The 13736-nt window shown below is 70.0% G+C and carries 11 protein-coding genes; all 11 read left to right on the plus strand.

The window, feature by feature from the left end:
- Position 1: 1 nt before the first annotated feature.
- The 11 genes from ACYVIP_RS18825 (at position 2) to rpoB (ending at position 13736) form a co-directional block, all read left to right on the plus strand.
- Positions 2 to 1339, plus strand: coding sequence for an MCE family protein (locus tag ACYVIP_RS18825; RefSeq protein WP_460397955.1), 1338 nt, complete (start codon positions 2 to 4; stop codon positions 1337 to 1339).
- Complete coding sequence (locus tag ACYVIP_RS18830; protein WP_460397957.1) at positions 1336 to 2370, plus strand: MCE family protein; 1035 nt, start codon at positions 1336 to 1338, stop codon at positions 2368 to 2370. Before ACYVIP_RS18825 ends, ACYVIP_RS18830 begins: the two co-directional genes overlap by 4 nt.
- Complete coding sequence (locus ACYVIP_RS18835; protein WP_460397959.1) at positions 2367 to 3350, plus strand: MCE family protein; 984 nt, start codon at positions 2367 to 2369, stop codon at positions 3348 to 3350. Before ACYVIP_RS18830 ends, ACYVIP_RS18835 begins: the two co-directional genes overlap by 4 nt.
- Positions 3347 to 4546 carry an MCE family protein gene (locus tag ACYVIP_RS18840; protein WP_460397961.1) on the plus strand — a complete coding sequence of 400 codons (1200 nt, stop codon included), beginning with the start codon at positions 3347 to 3349 and terminating at the stop codon, positions 4544 to 4546. Before ACYVIP_RS18835 ends, ACYVIP_RS18840 begins: the two co-directional genes overlap by 4 nt.
- A complete protein-coding gene (locus ACYVIP_RS18845) occupies positions 4546 to 5733 on the plus strand; it encodes an MCE family protein (RefSeq protein WP_460397963.1) in 1188 nt (395 codons plus the stop codon). Before ACYVIP_RS18840 ends, ACYVIP_RS18845 begins: the two co-directional genes overlap by 1 nt.
- Positions 5733 to 6998, plus strand: a complete 1266-nt coding sequence (locus ACYVIP_RS18850) for an MCE family protein (protein ID WP_460397965.1) — start codon at positions 5733 to 5735, stop codon at positions 6996 to 6998. Before ACYVIP_RS18845 ends, ACYVIP_RS18850 begins: the two co-directional genes overlap by 1 nt.
- 22 nt (positions 6999 to 7020) lie before the next feature.
- Positions 7021 to 7641: a hypothetical protein gene (locus ACYVIP_RS18855; RefSeq protein WP_460397967.1), complete on the plus strand. Its 621-nt coding sequence runs from the start codon at positions 7021 to 7023 to the stop codon at positions 7639 to 7641.
- A 32-nt stretch (positions 7642 to 7673) separates the two neighbouring features.
- On the plus strand, positions 7674 to 8753 hold the full coding sequence (locus tag ACYVIP_RS18860; RefSeq protein WP_460397969.1) for a hypothetical protein: 1080 nt from the start codon (positions 7674 to 7676) through the stop codon (positions 8751 to 8753).
- The gene (locus ACYVIP_RS18865; RefSeq protein ID WP_460397971.1) at positions 8747 to 9343 is read left to right on the plus strand and encodes a hypothetical protein; all 597 of its coding nucleotides are present in this window, start codon (positions 8747 to 8749) and stop codon (positions 9341 to 9343) included. Before ACYVIP_RS18860 ends, ACYVIP_RS18865 begins: the two co-directional genes overlap by 7 nt.
- Positions 9340 to 9954 (plus strand): hypothetical protein, encoded by a 615-nt coding sequence (locus ACYVIP_RS18870; protein ID WP_460397973.1) that lies wholly within the window; start codon positions 9340 to 9342, stop codon positions 9952 to 9954. The genes ACYVIP_RS18865 and ACYVIP_RS18870 overlap by 4 nt, the downstream gene beginning before the upstream one ends.
- A gap of 290 nt (positions 9955 to 10244) precedes the next feature.
- Positions 10245 to 13736, plus strand: a complete 3492-nt coding sequence (gene rpoB / locus ACYVIP_RS18875) for a DNA-directed RNA polymerase subunit beta (protein WP_460397975.1) — start codon at positions 10245 to 10247, stop codon at positions 13734 to 13736.

Consider the following 13736-nt stretch of genomic DNA (forward strand, 5'->3'; position numbering starts at 1 on the left):
GATGAGGTCAACGCGCATGGCCACCGTCCGGCGCCGGCTGCTCGGTGTCGGTTTCATCGTGGTGATCGGGGCACTGGTGAGCCTGTCGATCGCCATCTACAACAAGGCGTTCACCCCGGTGGTCCGGGTGCAGCTGGTCACCGACAAGCTCGGCAACCAGCTCCAGGTGCGCGGGGACGTGAAGGTCCGAGGGCTGATCGTCGGTGAGATCCGTCGGATCACCCCGACCGCGCGGGGCTCGGAGCTGGAGCTCGCGCTCGACCCGGACAAGGTCGACGTGATCCCGCGCAACGTCTCGGCCAGGTTCATCCCCAAGACCCTCTTCGGCGACCGCTATGTCGCCCTGCAGATCCCCGAGCAGGCCGACACCCGGTCCCTCGGCGAGGGCGACCGGATCGAGCAGGACCGGTCCGCGCCCGCGGTCGAGCTGTCCCAGGCACTCGACCACCTGCTGCCGGTGCTGCAGGCGGTCCAGCCGCAGAAGCTGTCGACCACGCTGACCGCGATCTCCACCGCGCTCGACGGCCGGGGCGAGCAGCTCGGCGAGACCCTGGTCGACCTGGGTGAACTGGTCGAGGAGATCAACCCGCACGTGCCGCAGCTGACCCACGACCTCACCGCGCTGGTCGAGGTCAGCGACACCTACACCGAGGCGATCCCGGACTTCGTGGACGCGCTGGAGGACCTCACGGTCACCTCGCGGACCATCGCCGAGCAGCGGACCAACCTGCGCACGCTGTTCGGCGCGGTGACCACCGCCAGCCGGGACCTGGAGTCCTTCCTCGCGGCCAACTCCGACAACCTGATCCGGCTGGCCGACAGCTCTCGGGTCACCCTGGACATCCTGGCGAAGTACTCGCCGGCCTACCCGTGCTTCCTGGAACAGATGTCCTCGCTGGTCGACGCCGCCAAACCGGTGTTCGGCGGCGGCACGGACAAGCCGGGCCTGCACGCGACCCTGGAGGTCGTGGTCAACAAGGGCCCCTACGAGGCGGGCGAGGACGAGGTCGAGTTCGACGAGCACCGCGGCCCGCGCTGCTACGACCCCGACCAGATGGGCGACCCGTTCCCCGACCAGCCGCCGGAGGGCCCGTTGCGCGACGGCACCTCGCAGGGGCCGGGGAACCGCACGGTGCAGGACGGCATCCTGCCGCCGGCCAACACCAGCCCGAGCAGCGCGCCCGCCGAGTCCGGCGGCCTGGCGAACTCGCGCGCCGAGCGGGAGTTCCTCGCCCAGCTGCTGGCGCCGAGCCTTGGCGTCGAGCCGGCCGAGGTGCCGTCGTGGGCGAGTCTGCTGGTCGGGCCGCTGTACCGGGGGGCGGAGGTGCGGTTCGAATGAGGGGCCTGCTCGCGCCGCTGATCAAGCTGATCGTGTTCACCGTGGTCACGGTGACCGCGACCGCGGTGCTCGCGATCAGCATCGCCAACATCGACCTGAGCACCACCAACAGCTACACCGCCCGGTTCTCCGACGCGGCCATGGTGCTGCCCGGCGACGAGGTGCGCATCGCCGGTGTGCGGGTCGGCCAGGTCGAGGACGTCGCGATCGTCGACCGCACCCAGGCCGAGGTGACCTTCTCGGTCAGCGCCAACCGCAAGCTGCCGAAGTCGGTGGTCGCGCAGCTCAAGTTCCGCAACCTGGTCGGCCAGCGGTACCTGTCGCTGAGCCAGGGAACCGGCGGCAACCCCAACGACCTGCTCGAACCAGGGGGGAACATCCCGCTGGAGCGCACCCGCCCCGCCCTGGACCTGACCGAGCTGTTCAACGGGTTCCGGCCGCTGTTCCAGGCGCTGTCGCCCGACGACATGAACCAGCTGTCCTACGAGGTCATCCAGGTGTTGCAGGGGGAGGGCGGCACGGTCGAGTCGCTGCTGGCACACACCGCGTCGCTGACCGCCACGATCGCCGACAAGGACCAGGTGATCGGCGAGGTGATCACCAACCTGAACAGCGCGCTGGAGACGATCAACTCCCGCGGCGACCAGCTGTCCACGCTGGTCGTGCAGCTCCAGCAGCTGGTCTCGGGGCTGGCGCAGGACCGGGAGCCGATCGGCGACGCGATCGACGCGCTCGGCGGGCTGGCGCAGACGACCTCCGGGCTGCTCGACGAGGCCCGCGAGCCGCTCAAGCAGGACATCGCCGCGCTCGGCACGCTGACCGAGAACCTCAACGACAGTGAGCAGTTGGTGGAGCACTTCATCCAGTTCCTGCCGGAGAAGACCGCGAAGCTGACCCGCACGGTGAGCTACGGGTCCTGGTTCAACTTCTACCTCTGCTCCATGCAGGGCGCGGTCCGCATCCCGGGCGTGCTCAACCAGCCGATCAACGTCCCGCTCGCGGACGCGTCGGCCGGGAGGTGCACGCGATGAGGTCCTTCGGCTCCCGCAACCCGATCCCCATCGGCGTCACCGGCATCCTGGTGATCGCCCTGGCCTTCACCGTGGCCATGTTCACCGACGACCTGCCGATCATCGGCGGCGGCACCAGCTACAGCGCGGAGTTCTCCGAGACCGCCGGCCTCGGGCCGGACGACGAGGTGCGGGTCGCCGGGGTCAAGGTCGGCGAGGTCTCCGACATCGAGCTGGACGGCGACCGGGTGGTGGTCACGTTCAAGGTCAAGGACGCCTGGGTGGGCAACCAGACCTCGGCCGCCATCAAGATCAAGACCGTGCTCGGCCAGAAGTACCTCGCCCTCGAACCTGCCGGCCGGGACGTGCTCGACCCTGGCGACCGCATCCCGCGCGAGCGCACCACCGCGCCCTACGACGTGCTGGAGGCCTTCCGGGGTCTGGCGGAGACCACCAACCAGATCGACACCGTGCAGCTCGCGCAGAGCTTCGAGGTCATCTCGCAGACCTTCGCCGACACCCCGCAGGACGTGCGCAACGCGCTGAGCGGGCTGCAGTCGTTGTCGAAGACGATCTCCTCGCGTGACGGCCAGCTCGCCGACCTGCTGAACAACACCAAGAAGATCAGCCAGACCCTGGCCGAGCGCGACGCCGAGGTGGTCAAGCTGCTCGAGGACGGCAACCTGCTGCTGGCCGAGGTGGCCAAGCGCCGGGAGGCGATCAGCACGCTGCTCGACGGCACCCAGGCACTGGCCACCCAGCTCACCGGCCTGGTCGAGGACAACAACGAGCAGCTCGGCCCGGTGTTGGACAGCCTCGACCAGCTGACCGCGATGCTCGCCCGCAACCAGGAGGAGCTGGCCGCCGGCGTGGCGAACCTGGCGCCGTTCCTGCGGCTGTTCAACAACGCGGTCGGCAACGGGCGCTGGTTCGACAACTACATCTGCGGCCTGCTGCCGCCGACCAGCGGCGCGCTCAACCAGAACGGATGCCTGGCATGACCACCAGCTCGGCCTCCCGGCTCGGCCGCGACCTCGCCCGGGGCGTCACCATCGCCATCGTGTTGGCGCTGGTGGTGGCCGCCGCGCTGTGGTGGGTGCTGCTGGATGCCAACCAGCGCCGGTACACGGCCATGTTCAGCGGCGTCGTCGGCCTCTACGAGGACAACGACGTGCGGGTGCTCGGGGTGAAGGTCGGCCGGGTGGACTCCGTCGAGCCGAAGGGCGACCTGGTGGCGGTGGAGATGCTGGTCGACCGGGACGTGTCGATCCCGGCGGGCGCGGACGCGGTGATCGTGTCGCCGTCGCTGGTCAGCGACCGCTACGTGCAGTTCGCCCCGGCGTACACCGGCGGGCAGGCGATGGCCGAGGGCACCGTGCTGCCCCGGGAGCGCACCGCCACCCCGCTGGAGGTCGACGAGCTGTACGCGAGCCTCAACCGGGTCAGCCGCACCCTCGGGCCCAACGGCGCCAACGCCGACGGCGCGCTGTCGGACCTGCTGGACACCGCCGCGGCCAACCTCGACGGCAACGGCGAGTCGCTGAACCAGACGATCGTCCAGCTGTCCAAGATGGCCGACACCCTCTCGGGCAGCGACCAGGACCTGTTCGCCACGGTCGACAACCTGGCCAGGTTCACCGCCGCGCTGGCCAGGTCCGACGACCAGGTCAACGAGTTCAGCGAGCAGGCCGCCGAGGTCACCAGCTTCCTCGCCGACGAGCGCGGCGACCTGGCCGCCGCCGTGCAGCAGCTCGGGGTCGCGCTCGGCGCGGTACAGCAGTTCATCGACGACAACCGGGGCCGCATCAAGTCCAATGTGGACAAACTGGCGTCGGTGACCAAGGTGCTGGTCGACCAGCGGGCCGCGCTGGCCGAGGTGCTCGACATCGCGCCGGTGGCGCTGTCCAACATCATCAACAGCTACAACGGCTCCAGTGGCACGCTCGACGCCCGCGCCGACCTCAACGAGCTGTCCCAGCCGCCGATCGTGATGATCTGTGAGCTGCTGGGCACCGGCGCGCCGCCGGAGCTGCCGCCGGTGCTCGCCGAAACCTGCTCTGGCCTGGCCGAGGTGGTCGACGGGGTGGCGCCGATCCCGCCGGTGGCCGACATCCTGACCGCGTTGCAGGCCGGGGACATGCCGCCGATCCCGTTGCCGCTGGCCGAGGTCTACGGCCTGGACGGGGGCGGGAACTGATGCGCAGGCTCGCGGTCGCCCTGGCGACCACCCTCGCGGCCGGTCTCGGGCTGTCCGGGTGCTCGGAGTTCACCGGCATCTACGACATCCCGATGCCCGGCGGCCCCGACCTCGGCGACCACCCGTACACGGTCAAGGCCCGGTTCGCCGACGTGCTCGACCTGGTGCCGCAGTCCGGGGTGAAGGTCAACGAGGTGGCGGTCGGCCGGGTCGAGGACATCCAGCTCGCCCCCGACGGCTGGACCGCCGAGGTGACCATGCGGGTCAACGGCGACGTCGCGCTGCCGGCCAACGCGCTGGCCATGCTGCGCCAGTCGAGCCTGCTCGGCGAGAAGTACGTCGAGCTGTCCCCGCCGCCACCGGACCAGGTGACCGGCACGCTCACCGACGGCGCGCTGATCCCGCTGACCCGCACCAACCGCAACACCGACATCGAAGAGGTGCTCGGCGCGCTGTCGATGCTGCTCAACGGCGGCGGCATCGAGCAGCTGCAGAACATCGCCCAGGAGCTCAACGCCGCGCTGGCGGGCAACGAGGCCGACATCCGGGCCACGCTGAACAGCGTCGACGACCTGGTGGCCACCCTGGACGAGAGCAAGTCGGACATCACCAGGGCCATCGACGGGGTGAACCGGCTGGCCGGCGCGCTCAACCAGGACAAGGACCGGCTGGCGGGCGCGATCGACAGCCTCGGCCCCGGCCTGCAGGTGCTCACCGACCAGCGCACCCAGCTGGTCACCATGTTGCAGTCGTTGCAGTCGCTGTCGGATGTCGCGGTGGAGACGGTGAACGCGAGCCAGGAGGACCTGGTGGCCGACCTCAAGGCGCTCACGCCGACCCTGCGCAAGCTCGGCGAGGCCGGCGCCGACCTGCCCAAGGCGCTGGAGCTGCTGTTCACCATGCCGTTCTCCGACGAGGCGATCCACGCGGTGCACGGCGACTACTTCAACCTCTATCTCGACGTCGACCTGAACCTGCAGACCATCGTCGACAACCTGTCCCGCAGCAGGCGCAGTCCGTTGCAGGACGTGCCGATCGTCGGTGACCTGGTCGGCGGCAAGGAGGGGGAGGGCAGCCCGGTGCTGCCGATCCCGATCCTCGGCGACGACCAGGCAGGCGGCGGTGGGTCCGGCGGTGGCGGGGGACTCGGCGGGCTGCTCGGCGGACTCCTTGGCGGGGGTAACTGATGCTGACCAGGCGGGTTCGGCTGCAGGTGGTGGCGTTCTTCGTGATCGCGGTGGTCGCCGTGGTCTACGCGCTGTTCCGGTTCACCGACATCGGCAAGGCGTTCGGCGCCGAGGGCTACACCGTGCGGCTCAACCTCGACGAGTCCGGCGGCATCTTCACCAACGCCGAGGTCACCTACCGCGGGTTCAACGTCGGCCGGGTCGGCGAGCTCCGGCTCACCGAGGACGGCCTGCAGGTCGACCTGAACATCGACCCGGAGGCCCCGGAGATCCCGGCCGACCTGGACGCCGTGGTGGCCAACCGGTCGGCCGTCGGTGAGCAGTACGTCGACCTGCGGCCCCGGCAGGACTCCGGGCCGTTCCTGGCCGCCGACTCGCTGATCCCCGCGGACCGGACCAGCACGCCGATCGGCACCGACGTGCTGATCCGCGACCTGGACAGCCTGGCCAGCTCGGTGCCGACCGACTCGCTGGCCACCGTGGTGGACGAGCTGGACCGGGCCTTCGCCGGCACCGGCGACGACCTGCGGATCCTGCTCGACGCCACGACGGACTTCACCGAGACGGCCACCGAGCACCTGCCGGAGACGATCGCGCTGATCAACGACGGCGGCACCGTGCTGGACACCCAGAACGTCCAGTCGGGCAACATCACCGCCTTCGCCGGCGACCTCGCGACGCTGTCCGAGCAGCTGAAGAACTCCGACCCGGACCTGCGCCGGCTGATCACGACCGCGCCGCTGGCGGCCAACGCGGTCAGCGACCTGCTCCGCGAGTCCGGCCCCGGCCTGTCGGTGCTGTTCGCGAACCTGCTGACCACGACGGACATGCTGGCGCTGCGCAAGGACGGAGTGGAGTACACCCTGGTCGCCTACCCGCTGCTCAGCGCGGCCGGGCAGGGCCTGCTGGCCGCCGACCCCGGCCAGGCCCACCTCGGGCTCGCGCTCAACCTGTTCAACCCGCCGCCGTGCACCAGGGGCTACGAGCGCACCGACCGGCACGACGGCACCGACGAGTCGAGCACCGGCACGCCGGTGCCGGCCGACACCTACTGCGCCGAGCCGTCCGGCAGCCCGATCAACGTGCGCGGCTCGGCCAACGTGCCCAACGCCGGGCAGTCCGCGCCGACGCCGCCACCGGCGTCGGCACCGGTGGACGGGACCCCGCGCACCGACCGTGGCCCCAGCAGCCTGCCCGGCACCCTGACCGCTCCCGGTACCGAGCGGCGGCCCAACCTGGCCGCCCTGCTGGGATTGTCCGGGTGACCCGCCTCTACCCTGGAGGGTTATGACTTCCCCGGCCGACAGCGACGTCAACGAGGACGTCGAAGCCCTGGACCCGCCGGCCGCCGACGAGAAGCCGGCGTCCCGGCCGAAGCTGCCGACGATCGTGCTGTCCTCGGCGGTCGTGCTGCTGGTCGCGGCGCTCGGCGTGGCCGGCTGGTTCGGCGTGAGCTGGATCAACGCGGCCAACGACGACAGCATGAAGTACTCCGGCGCCCGCGACGATGTCGACCGGGTGGCCAGGGCCGCGATCGACACGATGAACACGCTGGACTACCGCAAGCTGGACGACGGGTTGGCCGACTGGTCCAACGTCACGACCGGCACGCTGAACCAGGAGATCACCGCGCTGACCGCCGAGGACAAGAAGAGCCTGCAGGACGCGAAGTGGGTGGCCGACTCGGAGGTCCGTTCGCTGGCCGTCCGTGAGCTGGACGAGCGCAGCGGCAAGGCGGTGGTGATCGCCGCGGTGCAGACCACCGTGTCCATCGGCGGCGGCGAGCCGAAGAGCGACTTCAAGCGCGTCGAGGGCACGCTGCTGCGCACCGACACCGGCTGGAAGCTGGACGTGCTCACACCGGTGCAGTCCGCGCAACCACAACAGCCCGTCCCGCCGTCGCGATAGTCGGCGACCTCACCGAAAGGACGTGCGCAGCTGTGCCACCGTCACGCCGCCGCCCGCCCCCGAACCCAGGCCAGGCACCGCCGGTGCGCCGCCCTCGGGTGGCCGGGCGCCCCAACCGCCCGGCCGAGCAGCCAACCACGCCGACCGAGCCCGTCACCAGCGCGGCGGAGGCCGCTGTCGCGGACGAGGTGGCGACGCCAGCCGAGGTGGAACGGGCCGACGCGTTATCCGACTCCTTACCCGAGATCGACCTCGGCACCGACGCCGCGCCCGAGCCGGACGCCACGGAGTCCGCAGCCGAGTCCCCAGCTGAGTCCGCAGCCGAGCCGGGCACGGCCGAGTCCGAGACCGCCGAACCCGATGGCGACGAGCTGGCCGACGAGCCGGCCGACGAGACCGACAAGCCCGATGCCGACGACAAGGCCGAGAGGCCGCCGGTGCGTCACCGCGCCCAGCGGCCGGCCGGCAAGCGGCGGGCCACCGGCATCACCCGCCCCGCCGACCTCGTCGTCGCGGAGGCCAGCACCAAGACCGTCCCCTCGGCACACCGCGCCCCCCGGCCGCGCCGGGCGACCAACCCGTATGCCGTGGCCGGTGTCCTGGCCATCGTGGCGGTGATCCTCGCCGGCCTCGCGTTCTGGTTCCGCGGCGAGGTCAGCGCGCTGGAGAGCCAGGACCCCAACAGCGCGCTCACCGACACCGCGACCACCAGCGAGGTGCTCGGCCAGCTCACCACGGCCGTCGAGACCACCCTGAGCTACAACTACACCGACCTGGAGTCCACCAGGAAGGCCGTGGAGAGCGTGCTCGCCGACACCGCGCGGTGCGAGTACGACCAGCTGTTCGGCCAGCTCGTGGAGCAGGCGCCGAAGCAGAAGCTGATCTTCGCCACCACCGTCCGGGACATCGCCCTCGTCCGGCTGGACGGCGACCGGGCCGAGGCGCTCGTCTTCATCGACCTGATCTCCACCAGGGTGGACACCAACAAGTCCGTGCCCGGCGACGCCGTGTTCGGCGTGCGCACCCGCCGGGACGGGGACACCTGGAAGATCACCGAGTTCGACATGTTCGACCAGACGCTGGTGACCGGGGAGCCGGTCCCGAAGTGCTGAACCCCCAGGCCCGGCCCCGGCGCGGCCCGCTGCTGACCGCCGTGGCGGTCGTGGTCGTCGCCGCCGGGGTCGCGGTCTGGGCGCTGGTGGCCATGGTCTCGGCCACCGGCGACCGCGACGACGCCGAGCGCGCCCTCGCCCGCGCGCAGGCCGCACAGGACAAGCGGGCCGACGACGACACCGCGACCATCGCCCGCGTCCGCGACGAGGTGTCCTCGGCCGCGGCGAACGGGATCGCCGTGCTGAACACCCTGGACCACCGCACGCTGGACGATGGCCTCGCGGCCTGGGCCGAGGTGACCACCGGCGCGCTCCGGGAGGAGATCACCGCGCTGGGCGACAGCCAGCGCCAGCAGATCCGCGACGCACGGTCGGTCACCGAGGGCCAGGTGGTGTCCCTGGCCGTGCGCACGCTGGACACCGACGCCGGCACGGCGACCGTGCTGGCCGCGTCCAAGATCACCAGCCGCACCGGGGGAGCGGAAGCCACGGTCGCCGACCGGCGGGTCCAGGCCGAGCTCACCCGCACCGACGACGGGTGGCTGCTCTCGGCCCTCGACCAGGTCCCGTACCAGGAGCCCGCCGGATGATGCCGGCCCCACCACCCCGCCCGGCCAGCCGGACGCCGGTGTTCGTGCTGGTCGCGGTGGCCGTCCTGCTGGCGGGCGCGGCCACCTGGCTGTTCGTCTCCGCCGGCTACGCCGAGGACGACGCGCGGGAGCTGACCGAGCGGGCCGCCCAGCGTGCGCGGCCGGTCGTCGAGACCAACCGCGCGCTCGTCGACCCCGAGGCCACCGCCGAGGTGACCGACCTGTTCCGGACCGCGGTCGAGCAGACCTTCAGCTACGACCACGCCAACCTCACGGTCACCGCGCGGGCCGCCGACCGGTACCTGGATGGCGAGGCCCGCTGTCAGTACGACGCCCTGTTCGCCGAGGTCCAACAGCGGGCGGGTGCCCAGCGGCTCGTGCTGCGCACCGCCGTGCGGGAGATCGCGTTGGTCCAGCTGGGTGACGACGGCCGGGCCGAGGCGCTGGTGTTCGTCGACCAGAGCATGGCCAGTGCCGGCCGGCCGACGCCGACCGGCGCGGGCGCCCAGTTCGCCGTCCGGGCCAGGCTCGACGATGGCACCTGGCGCCTGACCAGCTTCGACTTCTTCGGCCAGTCGCTGGCCGGCAGCGGCCTTGGGGCAGAATGTTGACCCAGACCAGCTGAACATCCGCTGACGTCACGACTGAAACGCGGTGAGATCCTGGCGCGGCATCTTGACTCGCTGACGCCCCCGGGTCACGCTATTCACCAAGCGCGCCTTCGGCATGGAGGACGGTTGAGTGCGGGCCTAGACAGTCGCCGCTTTAATGGCTAGACTGCCCCTTTGCGCTGCCCACTTTCGCATGCCCTAGACTGTTGGGCACGACCGCACCCCTGACCAGCTTAGTTACAGTTGCTAACAAGGCTGCTCGACCGCACATAGTCCTGGAAGGACGCATCTTGGCAGTCTCCCGCGCGACCAAGGCCACTGCTGCGACCAACTCCACCATGTCGAACTCGGGTATCCCTGGAGCGCCTCTCCGGGTCTCGTTCGCGAAGATCCGGGAGCCCCTGGGCACACCCAACTTGCTCGACCTGCAGATCCAATCGTTCCAGTGGTTCACCGGCGACGAGGCGTGGTTCCAGCGCCGTGTCGACGCCGGTGACGAGAACCCGGTCGGTGGCCTCGAAGAGGTCCTGAACGAGATCTCGCCTATCGAGGATTTCTCCGGCTCGATGTCCCTCTCCTTCTCCGACCCACGCTTCGACGAGGTCAAGGCCTCCGTCGAGGAGTGCAAGGACAAGGACATGACCTACGCGGCCCCGTTGTTCGTGACCGCAGAGTTCACCAACCACTCCACTGGCGAGATCAAGAGCCAGACGGTGTTCATGGGTGACTTCCCGGTCATGACGGACAAGGGCACGTTCATCATCAACGGCACCGAGCGTGTCGTGGTCTCCCAGTTGGTCCGCTCGCCCGGCGTGTACTTCGACACCAACGTGGACAAGACCACCGACAAGGACGTCTTCAGCGTCAAGGTCATCCCCAGCCGCGGCGCGTGGCTGGAGTTCGACGTCGACAAGCGCGACACCGTCGGTGTCCGCATCGACCGCAAACGCCGCCAGCCGGTGACCGTGCTGCTCAAGGCCCTCGGCTGGAGCACCGAGCAGATCCGCGAGCGGTTCCACTTCTCCGAGACGCTGCTCGCGACCCTGGAGAAGGACCACACGGCCGGCACCGACGAGGCGCTGCTCGACATCTACCGCAAGCTGCGCCCCGGTGAGCCGCCGACCAAGGAGTCCGCGCAGACGCTGCTGGAGAACCTGTTCTTCAAGGACAAGCGGTACGACCTGGCCAAGGTCGGGCGCTACAAGGTCAACAAGAAGCTCGGTCTCACGATCGCGGGCGACATCGGCGTGCTCGCCGAGGACGACATCGTCACCACGATCGAGTACCTGGTCCGGCTGCACGCCGGCGAGACCACGATGAACGCCGACGGCAACGAGGTCCCGGTCGAGGTCGACGACATCGACCACTTCGGCAACCGGCGCATCCGTACGGTCGGCGAGCTGATCCAGAACCAGATCCGGGTCGGCCTGTCCCGCATGGAGCGCGTCGTCCGTGAGCGGATGACCACCCAGGACGTCGAGGCGATCACCCCGCAGACCCTGATCAACATCCGGCCCGTGGTGGCCGCGATCAAGGAGTTCTTCGGCACCTCGCAGCTGTCGCAGTTCATGGACCAGACCAACCCGATCGCCGGCCTGACGCACAAGCGTCGGCTGAACGCGCTCGGCCCCGGTGGTCTGTCCAGGGAGCGCGCCGGCATGGAGGTCCGGGACGTGCACCCGAGCCACTACGGCCGGATGTGCCCGATCGAGACGCCGGAAGGCCCGAACATCGGCCTGATCGGCTCGCTGTCCAGCTACGGCCGGGTCAACCCGTTCGGCTTCATCGAGTCCCCCTACCGGCGGGTCGTCGAGGGTCAGGTCACCGACCAGATCGACTACCTCACCGCCGACGAGGAGGATCGGCACGTCATCGCGCAGGCGAACGCGCCGCTGGACGAGCTCGGCCACTTCGCCGAGGACCGCGTGCTGGTCCGCAAGAAGGGCGGCGAGGTCGAGTTCATCGAGCCGTTCGACGTGGACTACATGGACGTCTCGCCGCGCCAGATGGTCTCCGTCGCGACCGCGATGATCCCGTTCCTCGAGCACGACGACGCCAACCGCGCGCTCATGGGCGCCAACATGCAGCGCCAGGCGGTGCCGCTGCTGCGCAGCGAGTCCCCGCTGGTGGGCACCGGCACCGAGCTGCGCGCCGCGGTCGACGCCGGTGACGTCGTGGTCGCGGAGAAGGACGGCGTGGTCGAGGAGCTGTCCGCCGACTTCATCACAGTGATGGCCGACGACGGCAGCCGCCGCACCTACGGGCTGCACAAGTTCCGCCGCTCCAACCAGGGCACCTGCGTCAACCAGCGGCCGATCGTCTCCGAAGGCGACCGCGTGCTGTCCGGCCAGGTGATCGCCGACGGGCCGTGCACCGAGAACGGTGAGATGGCGCTCGGCAAGAACCTGCTCGTGGCGATCATGCCGTGGGAGGGCCACAACTACGAGGACGCCATCGTCATCTCGCAGCGGCTCATCCAGGACGACGTGCTCACCTCGATCCACATCGAGGAGCACGAGATCGACGCCCGCGACACCAAGCTCGGTGCCGAGGAGATCACCCGGGACATCCCGAACGTCTCCGAAGAAGTGCTGGCGGACCTGGACGAACGAGGCATCATCCGCATCGGTGCCGAGGTCGGCGACGGCGACATCCTGGTCGGCAAGGTCACGCCCAAGGGCGAGACCGAGCTGACGCCCGAGGAGCGCCTGCTGCGCGCGATCTTCGGCGAGAAGGCGCGCGAGGTGCGCGACACCTCGCTGAAGGTGCCCCACGGCGAGACCGGCAAGGTCATCGGCATCCGGGTGTTCTCCCGCGAGGACGAGGACGAGCTGCCCCCGGGCGTCAACGAGCTGGTCCGGGTCTACGTGGCGCAGAAGCGCAAGATCCAGGACGGCGACAAGCTCGCCGGCCGCCACGGCAACAAGGGCGTCATCGGCAAGGTGCTGCCGGCCGAGGACATGCCGTTCATGCCGGACGGCACCCCGGTCGACGTCGTGCTGAACACCCACGGTGTGCCGCGACGGATGAACATCGGCCAGGTGCTCGAGCTGCACCTCGGCTGGCTGGCCTCGCAGGGTTGGCAGATCGAGGGCACCCCGGACTGGGCCAAGAACCTGCCGGCGGAGCTGTTCGACGTCGAGCCCGGCACGCACACCGCGACGCCGGTGTTCGACGGCGCCAAGGAGCACGAGCTCACCGGCCTGCTCGGCTCGACCCGCCCCAACCGGGACGGCGAGCGGATGGTCGGCGAGACCGGCAAGGCCAGGCTGTTCGACGGGCGCTCCGGCGAGCCGTTCCCGTTCCCGGTCGCGGTCGGCTACATGTACATCCTGAAGCTGCACCACCTGGTGGACGACAAGATCCACGCCAGGTCGACCGGTCCGTACTCGATGATCACCCAGCAGCCGCTCGGCGGTAAGGCCCAGTTCGGTGGCCAGCGCTTCGGTGAGATGGAGTGCTGGGCGATGCAGGCCTACGGCGCCGCGTACACGCTGCAGGAACTGCTCACGATCAAGTCCGACGACGTGCTCGGCCGCGTGAAGGTCTACGAGGCCATCGTCAAGGGCGAGAACATCCCGGAGCCGGGTATCCCGGAGTCGTTCAAGGTGTTGCTCAAGGAACTGCAGTCGTTGTGCCTGAACGTGGAGGTCCTCTCCAGCGACGGCGCCGCGATCGAGATGCGCGACGGGGACGACGAGGACCTCGAACGCGCCGCGGCCAACCTCGGCATCAACTTGTCCCGCAACGAGTCGCCGTCGGTCGACGACGTCGTGAACTGA

Source organism: Actinophytocola sediminis (assembly GCF_054779715.1).

Bases quoted from the DNA above. Each gene is read 5' to 3' on its own strand.
- ACYVIP_RS18855 (WP_460397967.1), top strand. From the start codon at position 7,021: ATGACTTCCCCGGCCGACAGCGACGTCAACGAGGACGTCGAAGCCCTG.
- ACYVIP_RS18835 (WP_460397959.1), top strand. From the start codon at position 2,367: ATGAGGTCCTTCGGCTCCCGCAACCCGATCCCCATCGGCGTCACCGGC.
- ACYVIP_RS18870 (WP_460397973.1), top strand. From the start codon at position 9,340: ATGATGCCGGCCCCACCACCCCGCCCGGCCAGCCGGACGCCGGTGTTC.
- ACYVIP_RS18825 (WP_460397955.1), top strand. From the start codon at position 2: ATGAGGTCAACGCGCATGGCCACCGTCCGGCGCCGGCTGCTCGGTGTC.
- ACYVIP_RS18840 (WP_460397961.1), top strand. From the start codon at position 3,347: ATGACCACCAGCTCGGCCTCCCGGCTCGGCCGCGACCTCGCCCGGGGC.
- ACYVIP_RS18830 (WP_460397957.1), top strand. From the start codon at position 1,336: ATGAGGGGCCTGCTCGCGCCGCTGATCAAGCTGATCGTGTTCACCGTG.
- ACYVIP_RS18845 (WP_460397963.1), top strand. From the start codon at position 4,546: ATGCGCAGGCTCGCGGTCGCCCTGGCGACCACCCTCGCGGCCGGTCTC.
- ACYVIP_RS18850 (WP_460397965.1), top strand. From the start codon at position 5,733: ATGCTGACCAGGCGGGTTCGGCTGCAGGTGGTGGCGTTCTTCGTGATC.